The sequence below is a fragment of the Fusibacter sp. 3D3 genome (genome assembly GCF_001748365.1).
In the GTDB taxonomy this organism is placed as follows: domain Bacteria; phylum Bacillota; class Clostridia; order Peptostreptococcales; family Acidaminobacteraceae; genus Fusibacter_A.
The window spans coordinates 1-22970 of record NZ_BDHH01000032.1 but is presented as its reverse complement, the minus strand read 5'-3'; the positions used below and the strand labels follow the sequence as shown (position 1 = coordinate 22970).

At 36.0% G+C, this 22970-nt stretch carries 31 protein-coding genes and 4 pseudogenes; 33 read left to right on the top strand and 2 right to left on the bottom strand.

Translation table 11 applies throughout. From position 1 onward, the window contains the following. Positions 1 to 122 precede the first annotated feature (122 nt). The 6 genes from F3D3_RS23580 to F3D3_RS22155 are packed head-to-tail and all read left to right on the top strand — an operon-like array spanning position 123 to position 2232. On the top strand, positions 123 to 284 hold the full coding sequence (locus F3D3_RS23580) for a putative zinc-binding protein (RefSeq protein WP_084389243.1): 162 nt from the start codon (positions 123 to 125) through the stop codon (positions 282 to 284). An 11-nt stretch (positions 285 to 295) separates the two neighbouring features. Continuing rightward, entirely contained in the window at positions 296 to 646 is a 351-nt protein-coding gene (locus F3D3_RS22175) for a metalloregulator ArsR/SmtB family transcription factor (protein ID WP_069876626.1), read from the top strand. 2 nt (positions 647 to 648) lie between these two features. Next, entirely contained in the window at positions 649 to 1392 is a 744-nt protein-coding gene (locus F3D3_RS22170) for a DUF169 domain-containing protein (protein ID WP_242877189.1), read from the top strand. 26 nt (positions 1393 to 1418) lie between these two features. Continuing rightward, entirely contained in the window at positions 1419 to 1640 is a 222-nt protein-coding gene (locus F3D3_RS22165; protein ID WP_069876625.1) for a carboxymuconolactone decarboxylase family protein, read from the top strand. 51 nt (positions 1641 to 1691) lie between these two features. After that, positions 1692 to 1898, top strand: a complete 207-nt coding sequence (locus F3D3_RS22160) for a hypothetical protein (RefSeq protein WP_069876624.1) — start codon at positions 1692 to 1694, stop codon at positions 1896 to 1898. A 28-nt stretch (positions 1899 to 1926) separates the two neighbouring features. Continuing rightward, positions 1927 to 2232, top strand: a complete 306-nt coding sequence (locus F3D3_RS22155) for a hypothetical protein (protein WP_069876623.1) — start codon at positions 1927 to 1929, stop codon at positions 2230 to 2232. Positions 2233 to 2290: 58 nt separating this feature from the next. Here F3D3_RS22155 and F3D3_RS22150 read toward each other — a convergent pair whose 3' ends face one another. Together F3D3_RS22150 and F3D3_RS22145 are read right to left on the bottom strand one after the other, a co-directional pair. Further along, on the bottom strand, positions 2291 to 2983 hold the full coding sequence (locus F3D3_RS22150) for a transposase (RefSeq protein WP_069876622.1): 693 nt from the start codon (positions 2981 to 2983) through the stop codon (positions 2291 to 2293). Between the two features lie 15 nt (positions 2984 to 2998). After that, positions 2999 to 3433, bottom strand: coding sequence for a transposase (locus F3D3_RS22145; protein ID WP_069876621.1), 435 nt, complete (start codon positions 3431 to 3433; stop codon positions 2999 to 3001). A 175-nt stretch (positions 3434 to 3608) separates the two neighbouring features. Between F3D3_RS22145 and F3D3_RS22140 the strand changes: the two genes are divergently transcribed. The 27 genes and pseudogenes from F3D3_RS22140 to F3D3_RS22030 all read left to right on the top strand — a co-directional run. Further along, on the top strand, positions 3609 to 3944 hold the full coding sequence (locus tag F3D3_RS22140; RefSeq protein ID WP_069876620.1) for a hypothetical protein: 336 nt from the start codon (positions 3609 to 3611) through the stop codon (positions 3942 to 3944). Positions 3945 to 4228: 284 nt separating this feature from the next. Further along, complete coding sequence (locus F3D3_RS22135) at positions 4229 to 5371, top strand: Fic family protein (protein WP_084389242.1); 1143 nt, start codon at positions 4229 to 4231, stop codon at positions 5369 to 5371. A 57-nt stretch (positions 5372 to 5428) separates the two neighbouring features. Next, positions 5429 to 5569 carry a hypothetical protein gene (locus F3D3_RS24375; RefSeq protein WP_175438461.1) on the top strand — a complete coding sequence of 47 codons (141 nt, stop codon included), beginning with the start codon at positions 5429 to 5431 and terminating at the stop codon, positions 5567 to 5569. A 129-nt stretch (positions 5570 to 5698) separates the two neighbouring features. Continuing rightward, positions 5699 to 6946 carry a recombinase family protein gene (locus F3D3_RS22130; RefSeq protein WP_069876618.1) on the top strand — a complete coding sequence of 416 codons (1248 nt, stop codon included), beginning with the start codon at positions 5699 to 5701 and terminating at the stop codon, positions 6944 to 6946. A 72-nt stretch (positions 6947 to 7018) separates the two neighbouring features. Further along, positions 7019 to 7324 carry a helix-turn-helix domain-containing protein gene (locus F3D3_RS22125; protein WP_069876617.1) on the top strand — a complete coding sequence of 102 codons (306 nt, stop codon included), beginning with the start codon at positions 7019 to 7021 and terminating at the stop codon, positions 7322 to 7324. Then, the gene (locus F3D3_RS22120) at positions 7324 to 8445 is read left to right on the top strand and encodes an ATP/GTP-binding protein (protein ID WP_069876616.1); all 1122 of its coding nucleotides are present in this window, start codon (positions 7324 to 7326) and stop codon (positions 8443 to 8445) included. Before F3D3_RS22125 ends, F3D3_RS22120 begins: the two co-directional genes overlap by 1 nt. Before the next feature lie 85 nt (positions 8446 to 8530). Beyond that, a complete protein-coding gene (locus F3D3_RS22115; protein ID WP_139132182.1) occupies positions 8531 to 8872 on the top strand; it encodes a hypothetical protein in 342 nt (113 codons plus the stop codon). Between the two features lie 49 nt (positions 8873 to 8921). Further along, complete coding sequence (locus tag F3D3_RS24805; RefSeq protein WP_242877188.1) at positions 8922 to 9479, top strand: DUF1801 domain-containing protein; 558 nt, start codon at positions 8922 to 8924, stop codon at positions 9477 to 9479. A gap of 198 nt (positions 9480 to 9677) precedes the next feature. After that, positions 9678 to 9857: a hypothetical protein gene (locus tag F3D3_RS22105; protein WP_069876614.1), complete on the top strand. Its 180-nt coding sequence runs from the start codon at positions 9678 to 9680 to the stop codon at positions 9855 to 9857. Between the two features lie 71 nt (positions 9858 to 9928). Continuing rightward, positions 9929 to 10087, top strand: coding sequence for an AAA family ATPase (locus tag F3D3_RS25300; RefSeq protein WP_374700101.1), 159 nt, complete (start codon positions 9929 to 9931; stop codon positions 10085 to 10087). After that, positions 10044 to 10439 (top strand): ParA family protein, encoded by a 396-nt coding sequence (locus F3D3_RS25295; protein WP_374700100.1) that lies wholly within the window; start codon positions 10044 to 10046, stop codon positions 10437 to 10439. Before F3D3_RS25300 ends, F3D3_RS25295 begins: the two co-directional genes overlap by 44 nt. Then, entirely contained in the window at positions 10436 to 10561 is a 126-nt protein-coding gene (locus F3D3_RS25290; protein WP_374700099.1) for a hypothetical protein, read from the top strand. The genes F3D3_RS25295 and F3D3_RS25290 overlap by 4 nt, the downstream gene beginning before the upstream one ends. Further along, positions 10548 to 11540 (top strand): ParB N-terminal domain-containing protein, encoded by a 993-nt coding sequence (locus F3D3_RS22095; protein ID WP_069876613.1) that lies wholly within the window; start codon positions 10548 to 10550, stop codon positions 11538 to 11540. The genes F3D3_RS25290 and F3D3_RS22095 overlap by 14 nt, the downstream gene beginning before the upstream one ends. 6 nt (positions 11541 to 11546) lie before the next feature. Next, positions 11547 to 12509, top strand: coding sequence for a replication initiator protein A (locus tag F3D3_RS22090; RefSeq protein ID WP_069876612.1), 963 nt, complete (start codon positions 11547 to 11549; stop codon positions 12507 to 12509). Further along, on the top strand, positions 12494 to 12991 hold the full coding sequence (locus tag F3D3_RS22085) for a PcfB family protein (RefSeq protein ID WP_069876611.1): 498 nt from the start codon (positions 12494 to 12496) through the stop codon (positions 12989 to 12991). Before F3D3_RS22090 ends, F3D3_RS22085 begins: the two co-directional genes overlap by 16 nt. Further along, positions 12988 to 13152: a hypothetical protein gene (locus tag F3D3_RS24370; RefSeq protein ID WP_175438460.1), complete on the top strand. Its 165-nt coding sequence runs from the start codon at positions 12988 to 12990 to the stop codon at positions 13150 to 13152. Before F3D3_RS22085 ends, F3D3_RS24370 begins: the two co-directional genes overlap by 4 nt. Next, positions 13142 to 13375 carry a hypothetical protein gene (locus F3D3_RS22080; RefSeq protein ID WP_069876610.1) on the top strand — a complete coding sequence of 78 codons (234 nt, stop codon included), beginning with the start codon at positions 13142 to 13144 and terminating at the stop codon, positions 13373 to 13375. Before F3D3_RS24370 ends, F3D3_RS22080 begins: the two co-directional genes overlap by 11 nt. 369 nt (positions 13376 to 13744) lie before the next feature. Beyond that, positions 13745 to 14095 (top strand): helix-turn-helix domain-containing protein, encoded by a 351-nt coding sequence (locus F3D3_RS22075; protein ID WP_069876609.1) that lies wholly within the window; start codon positions 13745 to 13747, stop codon positions 14093 to 14095. Continuing rightward, complete coding sequence (locus tag F3D3_RS22070; RefSeq protein WP_069876608.1) at positions 14092 to 15396, top strand: type II toxin-antitoxin system HipA family toxin; 1305 nt, start codon at positions 14092 to 14094, stop codon at positions 15394 to 15396. Before F3D3_RS22075 ends, F3D3_RS22070 begins: the two co-directional genes overlap by 4 nt. A 297-nt stretch (positions 15397 to 15693) precedes the next feature. After that, positions 15694 to 15906: a Maff2 family mobile element protein gene (locus F3D3_RS22065; protein WP_069876607.1), complete on the top strand. Its 213-nt coding sequence runs from the start codon at positions 15694 to 15696 to the stop codon at positions 15904 to 15906. Positions 15907 to 15918: 12 nt separating this feature from the next. Then, positions 15919 to 16931: pseudogene (locus tag F3D3_RS25285) on the top strand (VirB6/TrbL-like conjugal transfer protein, CD1112 family). Positions 16932 to 16942: 11 nt separating this feature from the next. Next, a pseudogene (locus F3D3_RS24800) lies at positions 16943 to 17218 on the top strand (PrgI family protein); the annotation flags it as partial. Positions 17219 to 17281: 63 nt separating this feature from the next. Then, positions 17282 to 19163, top strand: a pseudogene (locus F3D3_RS22050) (VirB4-like conjugal transfer ATPase, CD1110 family). A 37-nt stretch (positions 19164 to 19200) separates the two neighbouring features. Beyond that, on the top strand, positions 19201 to 19701 hold the full coding sequence (locus F3D3_RS22040) for a peptidoglycan DD-metalloendopeptidase family protein (protein WP_069876603.1): 501 nt from the start codon (positions 19201 to 19203) through the stop codon (positions 19699 to 19701). Between the two features lie 296 nt (positions 19702 to 19997). Continuing rightward, complete coding sequence (locus F3D3_RS22035; protein WP_069876602.1) at positions 19998 to 21053, top strand: Fic family protein; 1056 nt, start codon at positions 19998 to 20000, stop codon at positions 21051 to 21053. 175 nt (positions 21054 to 21228) lie between these two features. Next, positions 21229 to 21381 (top strand): annotated as a pseudogene (locus tag F3D3_RS23575) (cell filamentation protein Fic); the annotation flags it as partial. Positions 21382 to 21494: 113 nt separating this feature from the next. Beyond that, a partial coding sequence (locus F3D3_RS22030; protein WP_069876601.1) for an IS1634 family transposase occupies positions 21495 to 22970 on the top strand: 1476 nt, incomplete at its 3' end.

Here is a 22970-nt window from a genome sequence, read left to right as displayed (position 1 = left end):
TTAGTAAATCCTCTTGGTATATTTAAACAATCAAGGGGATTACTAAAAAAGCATTGACATAGTATTTTTTTAAGAATAATATATGCATATACGTATAAGCATATATAAAGGTGGAATTAATAATGAAAATAGGTATTTTACCTTGCCAAGGAGCCTGTAATGTAGGTGTGATGACAAATAAAGTAGCCCTTAATCTGGTTGATAATGAAACGGTTAACATGGTTTGCCCACTCGGACTTCCCTTGGGAATCCAAAATATTATTGATGGGTTTCTCTCAGAATAGAAGGGCTAACGATGATTGATTTAGCTGAATTTTTTAAAGCACTATCTGATGATACAAGACTTCGAATTATGGCGCTGCTTTTTCAAAAAGAAATGTGTGTTTGTGAAATATGTGATGTAATTGGTGAATCGCAACCAAAGGTGTCTAGACATTTAGCTAAGCTCAGGGATGCAGATTTAGTTCGGGATGAAAGGCAAAGCCAGTGGGTGTTTTACTACTTAAACATAGAAAACAAAACAGCATCTGAGATCATGAGTACAATAATTAGAAATATTGATGAACATCCAAATTTGTGTAGCGACAAACTAAAACTGAATGAAAAAGTGAAACAATGTAAATTATGTGAAAGAGAGGGTAAATAATAATGATGGATAATATGATTAAGGTAAATAACACAATTAAGGACATCTTGATTCTGGAGCGCAAGCCTGTAGGAGTTAAATTCGTAAAAGAAAATGATTTGTCAAAACTAAAGGATCGATATGATTCTTCTACTAAAATGAGATACTGTCAAGCACTGATGAGAGCTGGTAAAGGCGAAAAAATAATGATAACGTCTGATAATATAGCATGCCCGGCATCAGCGGCTGCATTTGGTTTAAAGCCACTGCCTGAAATGTTATCTTCTGGACAGATGCTTTATAATATGGGTCTTTTTGCAACACTTGAAGCTGGTGCAAAAGCTATGTCTGGAATGACTAGACTTGGTCAGGGTGAGTACACTGCAGTAGTATTAAGTCCGTTAGAGACGATGGAAGTGCAACCGGATGTTGTGGTAATTGAATCAAAGCCGGAACATCTCATGTGGCTTTCCTTAGCGTCCATATATGAAACAGGTGAAAGACTAGAATTCAATTCAGCAATTTTCCAGGCAACCTGCGTTGATTCAACAGTAATACCGTTTACATCAGGGAAATTAAATTCTACGCTTGGCTGCTATGGTTGTAGAGAAGCTACAGACGTTACTGACGGAGAAAATCTGATAGGAATTCCTTATGGAGAACTTAGTAGTATTACAGCCAATTTGGAAAAACTTTCTTCAAAACCTATGAAAAGAGCGAGAGCTAAAGAGGCTTTTCATTCTTTCAGTGGTTGTGGAGAAAGTTAATAACGAATCGATAGGGAGGTGTACTAATGGGTTTACACATAAAAACAATCGAACTTGTTGCGCTTGGTGCTGCAATAGGTGGTAATTGCATACCCTGTTTAGAATGGCATTACAAAAAATGTGTTGAATTGGGTATTCCTAAAGAAGAAATAAAAGAAGCGATAGAAATGGCTAATAAAGTAAAGCAAGTTCCGATAAAAAAGATCAATGAAGTTGCAGATAAACTATTGAGTGAAACGGGTGAATAAGTTGCCTTTATTAGTAGCAGACTAAAAATTGTGTATTGGAGGAATAAAAAAATGGAAGAATTAAAGAATGAATTTGACTCACTTAGCAAAAATGAAAAATTAGATTTTATTAAAGAAATCATGCCCGAGTTTTGCAAAATATTTAGTGAAAATCCGCAAGCAATGATGAAAGAAATGATACCCTACTGTAAAGATATGATGAAAGATTGCAATATGGACATGTCTATGATGATGTCAATGATGAATAACATGAAATAAAAGTCAATCTTGGCAAAAGAAATGTGTGATGAATATGATTGAAAAATCTCTTAAAAGTCCAGAAACTTTTTATCGAGTTGAAGAAAGGTCAGAAAAGTGTTTTTATGGGTGTGAACAGGAATGGTATCATTCAGATTGGCAAAAACAATCAGGCTGTGGACCTACCACAGCCTGTAATCTCTTGTCGTATATGGAGGCTTCAAGTTTAAGTAGTAAAAAGCAAATATCAATTAGCAAAGAATATGGACTGTTTCGGATGCAGGAATCTTGGGAGCATGTAACTCTTACAGAAAATGGAATTCCTACAACAAAGATGTTTTGGGTTCATTATTGATTTTTTCATGGCGACTTGAAGCGCAATTTGGCATATTATGCCTCATTGCTGAGGTGTTTCATTCAATAAGCAGCCGAGCTGCCTTCCGAAGGTTGTGAGCGAAGATGCCATACCCACACCAAATAGAGGTTCCACTATGACCTCTCAAATAACTTCTGCGCATTCCGAAAGAACGCTTTAGGCAGCTGATGCGCGCTTCAACACCCACTCTAAAATTTTGAAGTTTCTTAAATTTATTTGTATTCTCATGTTCCTGCCGGCTTTTGGTTTTTTTACCCGGCTTTGGCACACTGATGTATTTAACGCCCAGTAAGGACAATGCATCTACGAGTAATGTTTTGTCTGAAGGATTGCCCTTGTGAACACTATAGACTGTTACAATACCTTTGACATCTTCTTCAATTTGAAGAACGTGACCAAATTCAACACGTTTACCAAGTTTTCCTTTTGAAATGGGTCTGGCGTCTGTATCTATTATACTTACGACTCTGCTTTCAGGTTTACCACCTGTGTTGACGAGTTCCGTTTGATTTATGACGGTTTCAACAGCCTGAATTGTTTCCAATAAAACATGCTTCAGTGATTTATCTTTATTTGATTCTGCAACGAGTTTTTTCATCATGGTATTTGCTTGCTTCAGAGTTTCTTTAGCCATGTTGGCCATTGTACCCGTTATAGATCTTACTTCCGTGATTGTTTCATTTGTTCTACGACGCACAATCTTATTGATACTCAGCAGTTTATGTTTCATTTCTTTCGTTTTTTTTTAGCGGATTTTCCTTCCTTTGATGACTTTGGTTTTTCTAAGTTCCAAGATGAAGTTGTCGTTTAACTCTCGAATGATTTCTTCGCCATATTTTTTCGTGATCTTCATCATGGCAGTATCAGTCGGGGCATCCATTTCCAGAGGAATATGGCAGAATCGTTTGTACATCGGCGTTTTAGTCACGATTTCTGATAAATCTTCATAGCTGATACACAAAAAGAATTTAAGAACCATCATGCGAATAAAGACGCGTACTGGAACCGTTGGTCTTCCTAATAAAGTGTTGAATTTAGAGACAATAGGTTCTTCAAAAATCGGATTTAATAAAAGTTTATCAATTTCAACAAGCTCAGGTGTTAATTCAAAAAGTATTTTAGGGAGAAATGCTCCGAAAAGTGTTGGTTTTTCCCAATCTGGATAGTCTAGTATAAGCATAATATTGTTCCTTTCTAGGTAAGTTTTTATACTATACTTATTCGACAAATCCTCGAAATATCCTTTTTGAAATGCAAAAAAAATAAAATAATTTTGACTTTATCAGGTCAATTTAATTAGAAACTGCTCGAGTGATTTTTTCATAAGCCCAACACACAGAACGAGATTTGATTCAGTGTGTCGACTGCAAGAGATTCCGGTAGAAAAGAGAAGTTCGATTCTACTAGCTGTATTATTTTTACTGACCGCTGATGATAAACTTTGGTCTGCAGCTAAGAATCCTATTTATATCGATAGTTTTGATTTCCAAAAAATGAATCTAAACGGCATCAATACTGATAGCTATGCCATCTACCAAATGGCAAAGACCATCTACACGGCAAGGGAATATATCAGAATGGATGAAATTGCCGATAAGTTTTTAATAGGTGATCAGGCATTCAAAGCAATCATTCATTCAATACTCATTGCCAAATACGGAGCGACAGTGTTCCAAGTAAAGTTTAAATAAAGCTACTTTCTACAAAAATAATTTGTAGGATGTGTGGCTTTTTTTAATGCGACGAAATGAATAGGAGGGAATAGATTTGAACAGTGAAATCAGGGAAACAAACAACATGGGAGGTATTTAGCACGATATTCTACAATTCGAAACAGATATTGCAATGAAAAAGATGGTTGCATCAAAACAAGCTATAAAATGATTGCAACAACCAATTGTTTGCATTTAGATGGTTGAAATGCAAATAAAAATAAAGTATAATCATTTTAACGGTAAAACTGAGGAGTGATAATGTGGAAAATAGAGCAGGCCAGAAACTAAGAGTGGGTAGTGGTAACGCAGAGTATTCATGCTTTATACCTGCACCACTTCCACCTCAGAATCCATCAATTCAATATGATGATGAAATGATTTATTTGATTTCAGAAGCTAATAGATATATTGGCAGACTAGATGAAGTGACAGATACCCTAATTTCGCCAAGCTATTTTGTCTATATGTATGCAAGAAAGGAAGCAACATTATCCTCTCAGATCGAAGGAACAAGAGCAACGTTTTCAGACTTGATTAAGGCAGAAGCAGGTATGTCTGATGAAGTACCCAATGATGTAAAAGAGATTGAGAACTATGTGAAAGCGACAAGTTATGGCTTTGAACGATTGGAAACGCTACCGCTTTCGTTAAGATTGATTAGAGAAATACATGGCATTATTATGGAAGGTGTTCGTGGTGAAAACAAGACGCCTGGAGAATTCAGAAGATCTCAAAATTGGATTGGCGGTTATTCAATCAGTACAGCAAGTTATGTTCCCCCTTCAATTGAGTATTTGAATACCTGCTTGGACAGTTTTGAAAAGTTCATGCATGAAAATGATCGTATGTCATCACTGGTAAAAGCGGCTCTAATCCATAGTCAATTTGAAATGATTCACCCCTTCTTGGATGGAAATGGGCGTGTGGGAAGACTGCTCATTGCATTCTATTTAGCTGCCAATGATATTTTGCACAAACCTACTTTGTATTTGTCAAAATTCATAAAGAAAAATCAACAGGCCTACTATGAATGCTTATCTAATATTCATGCGAAGGGTGATTATGAAACTTGGATCAAATTCTTTTTAACAGGAGTCATTGAAACGGCTCAAGAGGCAGTGGATATTGCAAGAAGCATTACAGCTATACGGGAAGAAGATTTGAAAAAAATCAATGCAATGGGGCGAACCAGTGAAAATGCCCTTGTTATTTACGAAGGCTTATTTGATAAGCCAACAATCAGCATTGAAGAAGCTACAAAGAAATTGGATATTAGCGTAGCAACGAGTGGTCGATTGCTTGAAAGACTTTGTGAAGAAGGTATTTTAAGTAATTTCGACAATCGAACACGTAAGAAGGTTTTTATCTATAAGCGATATATTGATGTGTTCAATAAGGACTGATTCAGAGTGACTCCTTCAACGAACCCTTGAAGCGATAATAATGATGACATAATATTTATGCATAAAAATAGAGAAAATGAGTATAAAGCAGCCTTTAAAGCTATTGCGATGAATAATTATACAAATAAAACGCATAAAAACAGTGGGCGTGTTTCTGCATACGCCGCATGTAGAATCCATAGTCCTGTTGCAACGTAAAAACGGCTAATTTGAATGACTAGAAAATAATATGCAATAATCAAGGATATGAGAGTAGATGCTTTCATGTCCTTTTTTATTTCGCAGATTTGAAAATCATGATCAATATAGCAATAAGGGGAAGCAGAGATGAAAAAAATCCGCTACATACCAGCCAAGACAATCGAATATAGAAAGCTTAGAGTAGCGGCTTATTGTGGGGTTAGCACCTCGGGACCAGTTCAATTTGGTAGCCTTGAAATACAAATTGAAACTTATACGAACATGATTGAAAGCTGCTCCGATTGGATTTTAGTTGGTGTATTTTATGACATTGGTAGTGGTTTAAGGCGTACGGGAAGAACAGGACTTGACGATTTATTGAGAAAAGCTAAAAGGGGCAAAATCGATTACATAATAGCTAAGTCCATCAGCAGAGTTTCTAGAGATACATTGGAATTACTAAAAATTATAAGGTTTCTAAGGGAGCGAGGGATTAATATGCATTTTGAAAATGAAAATTTGGATTCAATCAAACAAGAAAAGGAATTTGAAATTACGCTTCGCAGTATGCTTGCACAAGATGAAAGCAGAAATATCAGCGAGAATATTCAATGGGGATTTCAGAGGAAGTTTGAAAAGGGTGATATTTTCAAGAAGTATAAGAACTTCATGGGTTATTCCTGTGTTGATGGTGAAATTGTCGTTGTGCCTGAACAAGCTGAAGTTGTGAGAAAGATATTTGGATTGTATTTGCAAGGATTAACACTTGGACAGATTAAAATGTATTTGGAATCGATGGACATTAAAACGGTCACTGGGAAAGATCAATGGGATACTACTACAATTCAGAAAATGCTTAAAAATGAAAAGTACATGGGGGATACATTGCTTCAAAAAACATTTGCTGAAGATTTTATGACAGGCAAGAAAGTTAAAAATAATGGTCAGAGAACACAGTATTTTGTAAGTGAAAGTCATCCTGCACTTGTTACCGCTGAAGTCTTTGGTAGAGTTCAAGAAGAAATGGCCAAGCGCTCAAGGGTTGTTCATCATGAAGATGGAACAGTCAGCCCAAGTGATAGCAAGTACAACGGGAAATATCTTCTGGGAAATTTGTTGGCGTGTGGCGATTGTGGTGCTTCTTATCGGAGAAGAACTGAAAGAGGGAAAGTTGTTTGGAGATGTGCTACTAGAATTGAAAAAGGGAAAGAATTGTGTGCAACGTCACCGACTATAAATGATGAGTGGATTAAGAGGAAACTTGCTGATTTATTTGTTTCTGAGGTTTATGATGAAAATATTGTAATGGAAAAAGTTGTTAGTATTAGCATTCATCATAATCATCTGGTTATAAAGATTAAAAGTGATGAGAATCATATGATTATATCTTATTAAATATATAAAACGTTGACAATATACTTTATAAGATATATTATGAACTCATAAGATCAAATCAGGAGGTTCACAATGAGCGACTTACAATCATATCTCGATAAAGCACTAAAAGAAGTTCAACTGGTAGAAACGGATGACAAACCAATATTTCTGGATTATGATATTGAATCAGAAGTATGTGAATTAATAAGCACTGTTCGCACACAACTTGGTATTACTCAAAAACATCTGGCAGAAAAATCGGGTGTTTCCCAAGCCAATATCAGTAAAATTGAAAACGGAAGCTATAGACCCAGTATCGCAACACTTAAAAAAATTGCTGATGGTCTTGGTAAACGTTTAATAATTGAATTTGCAGACCGTGAGGAGGTGTTGTAATGGCTATTCATATCGAAAGTATAAATATCGGGCATTTTCGTGGAATCCATAATCTTGCAGTTGAGAATCTAAATCATGTTAATATCATAGCGGGTGACAATAACAGTGGAAAAACAAGTGTGTTGGAAGCGTTGTTACTACTCAGAAATCCAAATGACTTTACTAATATACTGAGGCTCGCACGAATGAGAGATACAACTGCATTCTTTAGTGGCACGCCAGTATATGAAAGCTTTATCAATTTATTTCCTCAGGATACATCGAACAAAGAAATAGCACTCAATGCGGTTTGCAAGGGCGAAAGTGTAGGCTATAGGTTATTAGGTGAGCAGAAAAAGATCATGATGGATCCTGAAGATGTTATGAAAAAATTATACCCGCCTAAACGCAGTCGCATGATGCGGGACATTGACACAGATCTTGTTGAGGTGGAGGCATTTAGTGGTGAGCTTATATACGAAATCTCAGGACATAAGAAAAGCTTAGATGTCGAAATTGATGCATATGCTTCAACTTCAGGAAGAGAAATCAAGAAAAACAGCTTTTTAAATATTGTTTATCTTTCACCAACAGATCATGTTCGAGGATTCGTATTTGATCGTATTTTACGAAATGATGGTTATAAAGAAATATGCTTGAGAATACTACAATTATTCGATTCTGAAATTATCGACTTGTTAATTTTGAAAAATGAAGAAAATGGCCGGTCTACTGAATACATCAAGCACACAAAACTTGGTAATATGCCGATATCAACATATGGCGATGGCATTAAAAAGGTTTTGTCTTTAGCTAATGCTATTGCTCAAGCAGCAGGTGGTGTGCTACTCATTGATGAAGTTGAAACGGCTATTCACTCAAAATATTATGATGACATTTTTAAATTTTTAGTAAAAGCTTCAATGCAATTTGATGTTCAGGTTTTTKTAACAACACATAGCATCGAAGCGATTGATGGATTACTTGCTACACAAGATTATGAACRGCAGGAGCAAAGYGACGATATTAGTGTGCTTACTTTTAAAAAGGATAACARAGAACTGAAAACCTATTCTAGGGTTCTAACGGGAAGGCATGTTTATGCAAACCGTGAACAGTTTGGGTTTGAGGTACGCCTATGAATAAGTTGATTTTATGTGAAGGAAAAACAGATGCTATTCTGCTTATTGGTATCGCAAAGAAAATGAAAGTCTTTTGATTTGTGGTGTGGGCGGAAAGGATAATTTTAGAAGCTTCTTTAGCGATAAAATTCAGTCAGCAATGGTCGATTCTGGTGCTTTGGAAACTCTTCTATTAGAAGCAATTTCAGAAAAGGAAGAAGATAGAGCGATTGTTGAAAGAAGCATTTCCTATATAGATGAAATTCATCCAATTGCCAGCAAATATTTATCCAAAAACCGATTAAAACTCAAAGCCTGCTTAGGTGTAACTTGGGCAATTCAATATCCTGAAAAGCTCTTTTCTTTTATTGATGAACAAATTCGTTCAGTGAAGTGGGAAGAGTCCAAAGTTCTTGAAAGATGTTTTGAACAGCTTAAAAGTATTTAGTTAATTTGACATTGATAGGTATACGAGATATTAAAGCGAGGAAAAGAAAATGGAATTTGTTGATGATTATATAGCTTCACTAGATGCGCCTAAAAAAGAATGGATTACTTCAATGGTGAACTTCATGCGAGAAGTCTTCCCGGATGTGAAAGAGAGTTTAAGCAATAAAATACCAACTTATAATGGGGATGGTTACTTCATAGCATTTGCTGCCCAAAAGAATTATTTTACTTTCCACACTGACGATATGATGGTACTTTCGTTGATAAAAGAATTAGTGCCATCTGCATCCATGGGTAAAAGGTGCGTCAAAATTAAATACCATAACGAAAGTGCGGTTGAATGTATGATGGATGCTTGCAAAGAGATTGTGGATTACCGTAAATCCATGCAGTCGCCAAGAGTATCCGATATTAAGGCATTGAAAAAATGGTCAAATGTACCGCTAAATGTACAAGAATTACTTGTTGGAAATGTATTTTGTTCAAAATGTGGCGTTACAACAATTGTGGATTATGGTATTCATGATGACCGATTTGGAGTAGTTTTAAACGGTTTCTGTCAAAAATGCGGTGGCCGAGTGGCAAGGATGGTTGAGGATTGCTGATTTAAACAAAATAGAATTGTACTGAAAGTGTTGTTAACTGGCTACAAGTTGTAGCCAGTTGAATTACTTTTCATTTTATCTTTTAGTTTACTTTCAACAGTCCGATTTTTTCGGACTGTTGATTCATCCTGCCGCCAAGGCCCCAATAGGTTCAAACGACATCATTATTGTCTCCTCAAGCCATGTGGAGACGATTGTTTGTCTACAAAGGAAATCTATGTAGAAATCGTTGAATTTACACACTTTGTTAAGTTTTGGACCTTTGAAGTGAAACCTGATTTTTCAAGAGAAAAGCGTCTTGTTGATCGCATGAGTGTTTCGGCTGGTGTCTACCTGGATGTAGGGTACACAAAGCAATTTATAGATGAAAATGAATAATATAGTTAAGATATTTAGGGATGCTTATATAATGAGTGTCCCTTTTTCTATGAAAAAATAGGAGGAAAAACATGGCAGAGATCATCGCAATAGCAAATCAAAAAGGTGGCGTAGCAAAAACAACCACGTCATTAAACTTAGCGTATTCACTTATGAAACTTGGTAAGAAAGTCTTGATGATCGATTTTGTGTATTTACTTATCGGTAGTCGATGCAAATTTAAGGCTTGAAATGGGCAGTGAACGCATATTATTTGAAATCCTAGAACCTTTAAAAGCAGATTACGATTATATCATCATCGATACATCTCCATCACTGGGTTCTCTGACCATAAACGCACTGAGTGCAGCAGACAGTGTCATTATAACAGTTAATCCTCAGCTCCTTGCCATGATGGGATTACAAGACTTCCTAAAAACCACGAAAAAAATTCAAAAGAGAATCAACGCGAAGCTAGAGATTAAAGGCATTCTACTGACCATGTGTGATTCGAGAACCAATTTTTCAAAAGTTTTATCAGAGCAAATGAGTGAAGCTTATGATGGTGTTGTTAACATATTTGAGACACCGACATACCTATGACGGTGAAAGTTGGTGAAGCCATTTACTACAGCAAGAGCATTGCTGACTATTCGCCTACATCAAAAGCAGGGATTGCATATGCAGATTTTGCAAAGGAGATGTTGGCTTATGAAGAAAGATAGTCCAAGACGAAAAATCGCAGATGCCATTGATTTTCTGACCGATGGCAAACCCGAACAGCAAATTGCAGAAATATACATTGAAAACATAGTCGAATTTTCTGACCATCCTTTTCATCTTTATGAAGGCAAACGTCTTGAAGATATGATAGAGAGCATAAAGAACAATGGCATATTAAATCCAGTGATTGTTAGATTAACTACACCTGGTAAATACGAGATGCTCGCAGGACACAACAGAATGAATGCGGGAAAACTTGCAGGACACAACAGAATGAATGCGGGAAAACTTGCAGGACTTGATAAAATTCCAGCTTTTATTAAAGAGAATTTGTCAGATGAAGATGCCTATATCTATGTTATTGAAACCAATTTAATGCAAAGATCTTTTAGCGACTTGTATCCTTCAGAAAAAGCAGCGGTTTTAGAAATGCAGTACGAAAAAGTCGCAAGCCAAGGCAAGAGAACAGACATTATGAGTGAACTAAAAGCCCTTGAAAATGGTGAGTTATCAGAAGTAGATGAGTCAGGTACCGATAGTCGTGGAAGACTTGCTAAAGAATATGGTCTTTCAGGCAGAACCATAGCAAGACTGCTTAGAATCAACCTCTTAACAGAAGAATGGAAGCTTGCAGTAGATAACGATATCATCGCATTAATGGCTGGCGTGGAGTTATCGTATATACCTGAACCACTTCAAAATCATTTATACAAAGAATGTAAGGATATGGCCATAAAAATCAGTTTGAAAGATGCCAAGAGTCTTAAAGAAATGGACCAATCAGGGTCGCTAAATGAAAATAAAATAAGCAAGTTTTTAATCAGTAAAGAAAAAGGTGTGATTGCAAAAAAAGATTATCAAAGCATCAAAGTCTCAAAGGAGATCATTACTAAATACTTTGATGAATCATCAAGTAAAAACAGCATTGAGTCCATAATTGAATTGGCACTAAAAAAATATTTTGCAGATCAAAAGGGGTGATGAAAAATGCGGAGTCTGAATTTAGACTATTATTATGGTAACGAGTCAGAACAATTTTCGTTTTTTCGGATTCCGAAAGTGTTGTTCACTGATGAACGGTTTAAAGAACTTTCAGCTGAATCAAAAGTCCTATATGGTATGCTACTTGACCGTATGGGGCTTTCCCGTGTGAATGGTTGGCTAGATCAAGAAAACAGAGTGTATATTATTTTTACCATTGAAGAAATTCAAGAGAGTCTCGGTTGCTCAAGACAAAAGGCAGTGAACCTGATGGCTGAACTGGATGATCAAAAAGGAATCGGACTTATTGAGAAAAAGAGACAAGGTTTAGGCAAGCCCAATCTTATTTTTGTGAAAAACTTCATATTAGAAAAGGCTGAATCTATTGAAAACACAGACGACTTCCAGAAGTCTAAAAATCATACTTCTGGAAGTATGAAAAATAGAATTCAAGAAGTTCCAAAATTAGACTGTAATAATACTAATCTTATTCATACTGATTTTAATGATATTGATTTAAATCATATCCAATCTAATCATATCTTTGAGACGGATGGGAAGGATATGATCCAAAATAGAAAGCACTATGAAAGAACCATAAAGGACAATATCGAATATGAACTGACCTATCAGCAAAAGCACACGAGTAAACAAGATGTGGGCAATATTATCGATATCATGGTGGATGTGTGTATCTTGCCTGATGATGCCACCATAAAGGTCAATGGGATATCTATGCCCATTGGTATCGCCAGAGAACGGTTTATGGAGATCACGTCCATGCACATCGATTATATTATTGACTCCTTGAAGGAAAATCCATCGGATGTACGCAACATTCGGTCGTACTTGATAACCACGATTTTTAACGCACCAACAACCTTGTCACAATATTACCGAGCGAAGGTGAATCATGATTTTAGCAGTGGAGCATTTTATAAAGGCGGTGACACATGCAAGAGCAGGTGAACGAGAAGACCATTGCACTTCAAGTCAGTGCAGTTAAGCTAACAGCGATTGAGCTTAAGAAAATTATTGCCCTTTATTTGAGAAGTAGAAGGCAGAGCAATCTCAATAAAAAGGGCATTAAGTCAGTCAAACCCCTTGGCAAAACAACCTTAGAAAAATTGAGCAAGAAACATGACGGGTTAAAAAATATTGAAATCACAGAAAACAATATCAAGGACTTTGAAAAAGTGGCTAAAAAGTATAACCTTGAATACGCTTTGAAAAAAGATGATCAATCCATCCTTGCAACTTATTTTGTATTCTTCAAAGGTAAAGACCTTGATGTCATTGATTTTGCATTTAAAGAGTACTTGAAATCAAGTTTAGAAAAAACAAAGGATGTAAAGCCATCACTAAAGGCAGCGCTGAAAGAAATGGTTGAAAAGGCGAAAAGCCTAAACAAAAACAAAGCCAAGAAACCACAGAAGGAGCAGAGTCTATGACAGCAGATACAAAAAAGTTGATACTAAAATGGCTGCCATATGGACTGATCTTTTATGTTTTTAATCAATTATCGGAACTGTTTAATGCGATAGATTCTGAGTCATTAATCGATCATTATTCGCAGCTTCTGATGCAATTGGATAAGATATATGACTGTTGATGAGCTTGCGGTGATGGATTCAAGTAAGTGTGTGTTGCAGCTCAGAGGTGTAAGACCTTTTCTTTCAAGTAAATTTGATATTACAAAACATGAGCATTATAAGTGGCTTGGTGATTTTGATAGAAAGAATAATTATGACATTGAGAAACAAATGAAGACGGATCTTCGGTTCAGAAGAAATCAGATGGTTGATATGATGGAAATTGATATAGATGAGAAATAATGGAGATTTTATCTTTCGATCAAGTCTTCTTGAAATTATGAAAGAGAAAATTCTGATTTATCAATGAAGTCTTTCTTTTCAGAGCATGATATATAGGGTGTTTTATATACTCCTCGCTATACTTAAATATGTTTGTACAAATTTGTTTAAAGCGCGTTAAGTTGCGCTTTAAACAAATTGAGTGTATTTAAAGCGCAAGATTACACGCTTTAAATAGTGAGGTTAACAAACTATAGGTAACATCGAAATTTAAAGCGCAATAAGATGCGCTTAATGTGTTTCATAGTAATTAAAGTGCAATTAATTGCGCTTTAATTACTATAAGTGTATAATGAACATATAGATATCAAGTAGAGATGAGGTGATTTTATGAATAAATATTTATCTTCCCAAGTAGTGTTATCAGAAATAGGTTCACGGCTTAAATCCTACAGAATAAATTCTTCTTTGACTCAGAATGATTTAGCTGAAAGGGCAGGTGTTTCTAGGCGAAGTATACAATATATAGAAAGTGGGGGAGATGTTAAATTCGGTTCTATAATAAAAGTATTAATGGCATTAGGATTAGATTCTAATCTGGATATGCTAGTACCAGATTTTACAAAACGGCCTTCATATTATTTGAATAAGAAATCAGACACTCGTCATCGTTATCGAGCGAGTAAAACAGCAGTTGATAAATCAAAAAATACATTTAAATGGGGAGATGAATCTAAATGATAAAAGTCGCAAAAGTAAAGTTGTGGAGCACTTTAATAGGCATCTTTTATTTAAATGAAGCAACAGGTTATGTCACGTTTGAGTATGATAAAGACTTTCGTGGCAGTGGCATTGAAGTTTCACCAATTATGATGCCATTATCAGATAGATTGTATGAGTTTCCAAGTTTGGTAGATTCATCCTTTGGTGGTGTTCCTGGTTTAATGGCAGATTCATTACCAGACAAATTCGGAAATGCTGTTATTGATCAATGGCTTGCATCTCAGGGTAGAACGAGTGAATCTTTCAATGTAATTGAAAGGTTATGTTATACAGGTAAACGTGGGATGGGAGCGCTTGAATATGAACCAGATAATAGTGAGAGTAAGGATGTGGATGAGGCGTTAAGTATAACAAAAATGTCGGATTTTGCATCTGCAATTTTAGAGAAAAAAGAAAGTTTACTCTTAACTTCGGATGATGATGTTAATTATCAGCAACTATTAAAACTAGGGACATCGGCTGGTGGTGCGAGAGCTAAAGCCATTATTGCTTACAATGAGAAAACTGGTGAATTTCGTTCTGGTCAAGTTGATTTGGATAAAGATTTTGAACATTGGCTTGTGAAGTTTGATGGTGTTTCAAAAAATGGGGATCACGATATTAATGATGAACTTGAATATACGCTTATTGAATATGCTTATTATTTAATGGCAACAAAAGCAGGGATAACAATGAGTACATGCAGTATTTTGTCTGATAGTGATCGTAACCATTTTATGACCAAGCGATTTGATAGAATCGAAGGGAGCAAAGTACATATGCAATCCTTGGGTGCAATTTTGCATATAGATTATAATATACCAGGACTGTGTAGTTATGAAAGAGCAGCATTAACTGCTAGACAATTAGGATGTCCAAGTAGTGATGTTGAACAGTTTTTTAGGAGGATGGTCTTTAATGTACTTGCGGTAAATCAAGATGATCACGTTAAGAACATATCTTTTCTAATGAATAGAAGAGGTGAATGGTCCCTATCACCAGCTTATGATGTTACCTTTGCATACAGCCCGGGAAATAAATGGCTCAAAGCGCATCAGATGAGTATAAATGCTAAAACCGCTGATATTACAAAGGAAGATATGATTAAATGTGGTAAATCGATGGATATAACAGCTTCAAAGTGTCACAGAATGATAGATGAGGTATATAGTATCGTACAAGAATTTGGTGTTATAGCTCGGAGTGTAAATATTAAAGATAAAACGATTAATCTAATAACAAGTGTGCTTCAAAAACAACAGTCTCAATTGAAGCTATAGGTGTGAATGCCCTTGGGAGATATACGACATATTTCGAGTGTGAGAATAATTGCATTAACCCTGCAAATGAAATTTACCGATAAGGTAAAATTCTAAAAAATGACTAAGTCCCTTTTGTCATTCTTAAAATAAAAGTTTAAAGAACACTCCTGGCCAACTTGTCCAGAAGTCAAAACTAAATAATCACGTTAGTTAAGCACTTGATTGAATATAAAATTCAACAGGTGCTTTTTCTATATAAAAAATTGCCTTAGCCGAGACAGTTAAGGCAACAAAAACAAAACAGGAGGAATAAAAATGGCTTTTTTTGATTCAGCAATTGACACATTAGTAACACTGGTGACAGCACTGGGGGCAGGACTTGGCGTATGGGGTATTATCAACTTGCTCGAAGGGTATGGTAATGATAACCCAGGTGCAAAATCACAAGGAATTAAGCAATTAATGGCTGGTGGCGGTGTCGTATTGATCGCTACTCAACTTGTACCACTATTAAAAGCGATGTTTTAGGAGGGGTAATCTGTGTTTGGAGTATTCGATAAGATAGAAGAGTTTTTCAACAATCTTCTTATTGGAATAATCGAGCAGAACTTAACAAGCCTTTTAGTTGATGTGAATGACAGAGTCGGGACCATAGCTGCTGAAGTGGGTAAAACACCTCAAGCATGGAATGGCAGTATCTTTACGATGATTAAAAATCTATCAGATACTGTCATTGTTCCGATTGCTGGGCTTGTTATGACAGGAATATTATGCTACGAATTACTATCAATGCTTATGGAAAAAAACAACTTGCATGAAGTGGACACTTGGATGTTTTTTAGATGGATGATGAAAGCAGTGATTGCCATCTATTTCGTTACCAATACGTTCAATATTGTCATGGCCGTATTTGATGTTGGCCAGCATATTGTCAGTGCTTCAGCAGGTGTAATTAACACGAGCACGAGCATTGATATTTCTTCATCGATTACTTCAATGGTTGATGGATTAGAGTTATTATCAACAGCTGAACTTGCAACAATCGCACTGGAAACAGTCTTAGTAAAAATCAGTATATTGGCAATATCCATTATAACCCTTGAGGAGATGTCCCCCACTTCTCTAAGTGGGGGTTCATATTCCTAATTCAGTGGGAGTCCAAACGCCCACTGAATGCAATCCGATAGGATTGTGCAAGTGTTACGAAGGTAGTGAAGCGGACTGAGTATACGCTTTGATTCACCGTCATTCTATACGGTAGAATGATCGAAATATATCTGGCATGTTCTATAGCTGCCATTCCACTTGCAACCATGGCCAATAAGGAATGGGGGCAGGTTGGGAGCAATTATCTAAGAAGTCTGTTTGCCCTAGGTATACAAGGCTTTTTTATAATGGTATGCGTAGGTATTTATGCCGTTTTAGTAGGCACCATAACCGTTACAGATAATATTCACACAACGATTTTTTCAATACTGACTTACACGGTTATTTTATGCTTTGCACTGATTAAAACCAGTGGCCTCGCAAAGTCAGTGATGAATGCACATTAGGAGGAACGTTCATGGCATTTGTATCGGTACCAAAAGATTTGAATAAAGTTAAAACAAAAGTGGCACTTAATTTGACCAAAAGACAGCTCATATCTTTTTCCATTGCAGCTGTCATTGGTTTTCCAGTCTATTGGTTTTCAAGGGGAACCATTGGGAATGACTTAGCGATATTCTTAATGATCGGCTGTGTACTTCCGTTTTTCTTTGTTGCGATATTTGAAAAAGATGGCATTGTATTTGAAAAGTACATGGGATATATCATTAGGCAAAAGTTTATTTACCCTAAAGTAAGGCTTTATAAGTCACAAAACTTTTATGCGTACTTAAATCATTCGGAAGAAAGCGAGGGCATGGAACTTGAGAAAAAAGCAAGCAGAAAAGCGGGAACAGCAACTCGCCAAAAACCAAAGGACATTAAAAAGCAACAAGAAAACCTTAAAAAAGATAAGGCTCAAAATAAGCAAACAAAGAAAGTGAAAAAAAACAAACGGAAAGTGCCAAATACTGTTCAAGACACATTGGCATACAAAGCCATTTTCCCTGATGGCATCTGTCAGATCAACAACAGAAAGTTTTCTAAGACCATACAATTCTTCGATATCAATTATTTGTTGGCTCAAAATGAAGATAAGACACTCATATTTGATAACTACTGCGACTTTTTAAATTATTTTGATGCAGCCATATCGGTCCAGTTGTCCTTTGTAAACATGACAGCCAATACTAATATATTCCTTGATGCCATAAGAATTGATGAGCAAGAAGATGATTTTAATACCATTCGTAAAGAGTATTCAGATATGCTTCAAAATCAGCTTGCAAAAGGCAACAACGGACTTGTAAAGACAAAATACATCACCTTCAGTATAGAAAGTGATACCTACAGAAAGGCAAAACCAAGACTCGAACGGATTGAGATGGACATCATCAACAACTTTAAAGTCATGGGTGTTAAATCCTTTGCATTAACTGGTAAAGAGCGGGTTGAACTGCTTCATAGAATTTGCAACCAAGACACCAAGGAACAACTCAACTTTGACTGGGATCTGGTCAAAAACGGTGGCATGAGCACCAAAGATATCATTGCACCCACGTCATTTAATTTCGCTGATCCCAAACAGCTAAAGGTTGGTAAAACCATTGGTGCAATCTTTATTCCCTTTACCACTCAGGAACTTTTCATGGATGGTCAGAGCTTGTATTACGGTCTTAACGCATTATCCAACAACATGATTATGGTGGATCGGAAGAAACTTAAAAATCCTAATGGACTTATATTAGGAACACCAGGCAGTGGGAAATCTTTTAGTGCCAAACGAGAGATTACTAATGCCTTTTTAATTACAAATGATGACATCTTTATATCAGACCCTGAAGCCGAATATTATCCGCTGGTTCAAAAGCTAGGGGGGACAAGTCATCAAACTCTCACCAAACAGTAAAGATTACATTAACCCTTTAGATATAAATCTAGACAATGGTGAAGATGATCCCATAAGAGATAAATCAGATTTTATTCTTTCGCTTTGTGAACAAGTGGTGGGTGGTCGATACGGTCTAGATGGTGAAGAAGTCTCAATCATTGACCGTTGTGTTAGAAACATGTATGAGAGGGTACATGGAGAAGCCTTTTAAAGAGAATATGCCGATACTAGAAGATTTTTATAACATTCTACTTGAGCAAAACAATGATAAGGCAACAGGCATCGCAACAAGGCTTGAAATTTATGTTTTAGGTTCCATGAACGTCTTTAACCATCATACTAACGTGAACATTGATAATCGCATCGTTTGTTTTGATATCAAGGAGCTTGGTAGTACCTTGAAGATGCTGGGCATGCTCATTGTTCAAGAAACGGTTTGGGGACGCGTGGCCATCAACAGGAACTCAGGTAAATCCACAAGATATTACATTGATGAATTCCATTTACTCTTAAAAGATGAAGCAACAGCAAAGTATTCGGTAGAAATTTGGAAGCGATTCAGAAAATGGGGTGGTATCCCGACAGGCATTACTCAGAATGTTCAGGATTTCCTTGCCAGTAGAGAAGTCAGCAACATTGTAGGTAACTCAGATTTCATTTATATGCTCAATCAAAATGCTGAAGATCGAGCAGTACTGGCGAAGCAGCTGGATATTTCAAAGCACCAATTGTCCTACGTGACCAATTCCAACGAAGGAGAAGGACTTCTGTTTTTGGCAATGTGATTATTAACTTCAACGACGACTAGCCAAGAAGCCTATGATTGGGTCATACTAAAAATCATTTTGGAAACCAGCGATTTAAATCAAATCTTCACTGCCCAATTAAATGAAGATGAGGAAGATTTTTATGAGGCACTTATTTCGAGTAAAGGAAATTTCATTAGTTTTCCAAGTCCTATAAAAGAGGATTGGCAAAATGCGGTTTCCAGTCCATTTGGCTACAGACTAGACCTGATATCAAAAGAAGTGACCTTTCATGCAGGAATTGATATTGCAAAACCAACCGGTACTGAACTTGTCTCAATTATTGATGGAAAAGTCATACAAACGGGATATGATGCCAATGGGTATGGTCATTACATTGTCGTTGGTGTTTACAAGCCAACTAAATGGATGAATACTACAATTGAAAATTTTCCGGATTTATTGGAAGATTGTACGGATAGATACGGATTCGTAGGTGAAGAAGCATCTGAAGAGGTTACTCGCATATATATGAGGCGCAGAGTGCCAAGTTCTTATAGAAAAAAAGGGGCTTCAAATCCGATAAGATATAATTATTAAGGTGAACAACTATGAATGTTAAGACGATATTTGATGTAAAACCAGACCAGTGGGGTTTACGTGGAGACCCATCAGTGTTCTATCACTTCTTGTGTTAGAGCACTGGCAGAAAATCAATTTAGATATTCCTGTGGTAGTTTAGTTCTATTATCTGCATAAGAAGATTGGTTGCTGCATATTAATCGGAAGAAAATATGCAGCAACATTTTTTCTTTATGCATATTGCATTTGTTATATGCATAATTTAATGATACAATAATGCATAAAAATAYGTATTGTGCAGAAAGAGGTGGAATATGCGTGCATTTGACTATAGTAAGATTCCAAGTGAACTACTTTGTAGCGAAATCATTAATTTGCTTGCAGCAATTCATGAATAKAAGGGCAAGCAAGAGCTTTTCATTGAAGCAAARCCAGATATTTTAAATGCGATGCTTGAAGTTGCAAAGGTTCAAAGTACAGGTGCGTCTAATCGGATTGAAGGGATTTATACTTCAGATGACAGGCTTCAGGCCATTGTAAAAGAAAAAGTTGAACCAAGGAACCTCTCAGAATCAGAGATTGCAGGTTATCGTGAAGTTCTTCAGTTGGTTCATGAAAACTATGAGTATATGAATCCGAGAGTCAACGTCATTCTGCAGCTCCACAGAGATCTTTATCAATTCAATCCGATGTCAATAGGTGGGCGATTCAAGAATTCGGATAATGTCATAGCTGAAATTATAGACGGKAAGGAACGTATTCGCTTCGAACCATTGAGTTCGTTTGAAACACCTGATGCCATGGAAAGACTTTCGAGTACTTTCATAGAGGCAATTAACTCAAAGCAACATGATCCACTGTTGTTGATACCAATGTTCATTTTCGACTTTCTCTGCATCCACCCGTTCAATGATGGTAATGGTAGGATGAGCAGACTGCTGACGCTTTTATTACTTTATCGCTCAGGYTATATTGTTGGTAAGTATATCAGCTTGGAAATGATTATTGAGAAAACGAAAATAACYTATTATGAAAAGCTTGAAGAAAGCTCAAGAGAGTGGCTYGAAACCAAACACAGCTATTTGCCGTTTGTGAAATACTATCTAGAAATCGTCCTTAGCGCTTATAAAGAATTTTCATCAAGAGTTGAACATTTGCATAACAGAACGCTTTCAAAGACTGAAAGAATCAAAGTGTTATTTGACAATACCTTAGAAAAATTATCTAAAAAAGATATTCTCGAAAAATGCCCAGACATCAGCATGTCTACCGTTGAACTTACGCTTTCCGACTTGTTGAAGAATAGCTATATTATAAAAACYGGTGCTGGTAGAAGTACTGCATATATTAGAAATACAGATTACCGATAGAGTTGAGCAACTTGTTTCTCCTGACAGTTAACATATATTTGTAATCAGAGCGACTCCGTGAAGGACCAATAGGTTTAAGCGACATCAATTAAACTTAGCCTCTTTTTAGTATACTTATGGAAAAATATTGATAAAACGCGTATAACAAAAGAAAATTAAGTTGGGAGAGTGAATAATGAACTCTGAAATTGTAATGTACAAGACCGAAGATGGTTTGACTAAAATAGAAACTACATTTGATAATAATACAGTTTGGCTCTCCATTGATCAAATGGCAGAATTGTTTCAACGTGATAAATCCACTATTTCTCGTCATATTACCTACATTCCGCTGAACTAAAATGAAAGTAAATGATTAAAAAATCCATAAAATTCCAAAAAGGATTTTATGAATTTATAGCGAATACTAACATAAGAAGACTTTAAAATGGAGGTTATCGTATGTTAGTAGATCCAAATATAGTTGAAACATATAGTTGCGGAAAAGAAGGTTTTATTGTAGCACTCTGTGAAGCTATTGGTATTCCTAGACTTATCGACAGTGCTCTTGAAAGTCCTGCTGGTCGTCCGCCCGAAATATCGTATGGGGTGCTGGCAATGATGATGATGGTAAATATGTGTGACGATCATCATCCACTATATCGTCTTAATGAATACTACAAATATAAAGATCTTGAAGGCATATTTCATCAGTCGGTCGCCCTTGATCAAATAAATGATGATAGATTTGGTGGATTTTTAGATCTATTCTACAAAGCAGGATGTCAAAAAATATTTGCTAAAGCATCGGCAAATGCACTGATAACCTATGGTGTACAGATCAAAAACATTAACTTTGATACAACTTCGAAAGTCATGTGGGGTTCATATGAAACAGCCGAAGGTATCTTGGGCAGTATTCAAATTGATTTTGGTCATAGTAAAGACAAACGCCAGGATAAAAAACAAATCAAATACGGTATAGGCTGTGCCAATGGAATTGTCGTTGATGCAATTGTTCTTTCAGGTAACAAAGACGACAAAACATACAACACAGATACACTTGAACGTTTGAATGATGTTCTTGAAAATCTTCAAGTTGAAAAGTCTGATTTTTACTATATAGCTGATAGTGCCCTGTTTTCTGAAAAAAATTTAGATATGGCAGCTGACCGTTCAATTAAGTTAATTACACGCATGCCAGATAACGTGCTCCTTGCCAAAGATGCAATTGATGAGGTTGTAACACATCTTGATGGCCTTGATACGATTACAATTAAAGATTACAAGGGTCAATCCTATGATTATAAAGTCCTTGAAAAAACCTGTGATTATAAAGGACACGCATTAAAAATTGCAACCTATTACAGCACAAAATATAAAACACAAAAAGAAAAAACCATTCGGAAAAAAGTAAGTAAAGAATTAGATGCCTTAGATAAACTATCAAAAGTGCTTTCAAAACGAGCATTCGCCTGTGAAGAAGATTCAAATTTGGAGATTGAAAAACTCAAATTGAAAGATCTCAAAAATTTCAAATACCATAAGATAGATTTTACAATAGAATCCAAACTCAAACGTAGACGTGGTCGACCTTCATTGGATCCAAAAGCTGACCTTGTTGGCTATGAGTACTTTTTAAAACTAAATAGCTCTCAAGATGAAGCATTCATTCATTATGAAATACAGAGAGAATGTTGTTTTGTACTCTGTTCAAATGATCTTGTAATCAATGGTGAAGAAATTCTAAAAGAATACAAAACTCAAGACAGTGTTGAAAAGAAGTTCAAACAGTTGAAATCACCACAGTTTGTAAATTCAATCTATTTGGAATCACCAGAACGCATTGAAGCATTTTCATATTTGATGCTCATTTGCATGTTGTTGCTATCCACAGCTGAGTATGTTGTCCGCAGAGGCTTGTGTGCAGATCAAGAT

What these genes read in the sequence shown, in the direction of transcription:
- F3D3_RS23580 (WP_084389243.1), top strand. Translation starts at nt 123, where the DNA reads ATGAAAATAGGTATTTTACCTTGCCAAGGAGCCTGTAATGTAGGTGTG.
- F3D3_RS22175 (WP_069876626.1), top strand. Translation starts at nt 296, where the DNA reads ATGATTGATTTAGCTGAATTTTTTAAAGCACTATCTGATGATACAAGA.
- F3D3_RS22170 (WP_242877189.1), top strand. Translation starts at nt 649, where the DNA reads ATGATGGATAATATGATTAAGGTAAATAACACAATTAAGGACATCTTG.
- F3D3_RS22165 (WP_069876625.1), top strand. Translation starts at nt 1,419, where the DNA reads ATGGGTTTACACATAAAAACAATCGAACTTGTTGCGCTTGGTGCTGCA.
- F3D3_RS22160 (WP_069876624.1), top strand. Translation starts at nt 1,692, where the DNA reads ATGGAAGAATTAAAGAATGAATTTGACTCACTTAGCAAAAATGAAAAA.
- F3D3_RS22155 (WP_069876623.1), top strand. Translation starts at nt 1,927, where the DNA reads ATGAATATGATTGAAAAATCTCTTAAAAGTCCAGAAACTTTTTATCGA.
- F3D3_RS22150 (WP_069876622.1), bottom strand. Translation starts at nt 2,983, where the DNA reads ATGAAACATAAACTGCTGAGTATCAATAAGATTGTGCGTCGTAGAACA.
- F3D3_RS22145 (WP_069876621.1), bottom strand. Translation starts at nt 3,433, where the DNA reads ATGCTTATACTAGACTATCCAGATTGGGAAAAACCAACACTTTTCGGA.
- F3D3_RS24375 (WP_175438461.1), top strand. Translation starts at nt 5,429, where the DNA reads ATGCATAAAAATAGAGAAAATGAGTATAAAGCAGCCTTTAAAGCTATT.
- F3D3_RS22130 (WP_069876618.1), top strand. Translation starts at nt 5,699, where the DNA reads ATGAAAAAAATCCGCTACATACCAGCCAAGACAATCGAATATAGAAAG.
- F3D3_RS22125 (WP_069876617.1), top strand. Translation starts at nt 7,019, where the DNA reads ATGAGCGACTTACAATCATATCTCGATAAAGCACTAAAAGAAGTTCAA.
- F3D3_RS24805 (WP_242877188.1), top strand. Translation starts at nt 8,922, where the DNA reads ATGGAATTTGTTGATGATTATATAGCTTCACTAGATGCGCCTAAAAAA.
- F3D3_RS25300 (WP_374700101.1), top strand. Translation starts at nt 9,929, where the DNA reads ATGGCAGAGATCATCGCAATAGCAAATCAAAAAGGTGGCGTAGCAAAA.
- F3D3_RS25290 (WP_374700099.1), top strand. Translation starts at nt 10,436, where the DNA reads ATGACGGTGAAAGTTGGTGAAGCCATTTACTACAGCAAGAGCATTGCT.
- F3D3_RS22095 (WP_069876613.1), top strand. Translation starts at nt 10,548, where the DNA reads ATGAAGAAAGATAGTCCAAGACGAAAAATCGCAGATGCCATTGATTTT.
- F3D3_RS22090 (WP_069876612.1), top strand. Translation starts at nt 11,547, where the DNA reads ATGCGGAGTCTGAATTTAGACTATTATTATGGTAACGAGTCAGAACAA.
- F3D3_RS22085 (WP_069876611.1), top strand. Translation starts at nt 12,494, where the DNA reads ATGCAAGAGCAGGTGAACGAGAAGACCATTGCACTTCAAGTCAGTGCA.
- F3D3_RS24370 (WP_175438460.1), top strand. Translation starts at nt 12,988, where the DNA reads ATGACAGCAGATACAAAAAAGTTGATACTAAAATGGCTGCCATATGGA.
- F3D3_RS22080 (WP_069876610.1), top strand. Translation starts at nt 13,142, where the DNA reads ATGACTGTTGATGAGCTTGCGGTGATGGATTCAAGTAAGTGTGTGTTG.
- F3D3_RS22075 (WP_069876609.1), top strand. Translation starts at nt 13,745, where the DNA reads ATGAATAAATATTTATCTTCCCAAGTAGTGTTATCAGAAATAGGTTCA.
- F3D3_RS22070 (WP_069876608.1), top strand. Translation starts at nt 14,092, where the DNA reads ATGATAAAAGTCGCAAAAGTAAAGTTGTGGAGCACTTTAATAGGCATC.
- F3D3_RS22065 (WP_069876607.1), top strand. Translation starts at nt 15,694, where the DNA reads ATGGCTTTTTTTGATTCAGCAATTGACACATTAGTAACACTGGTGACA.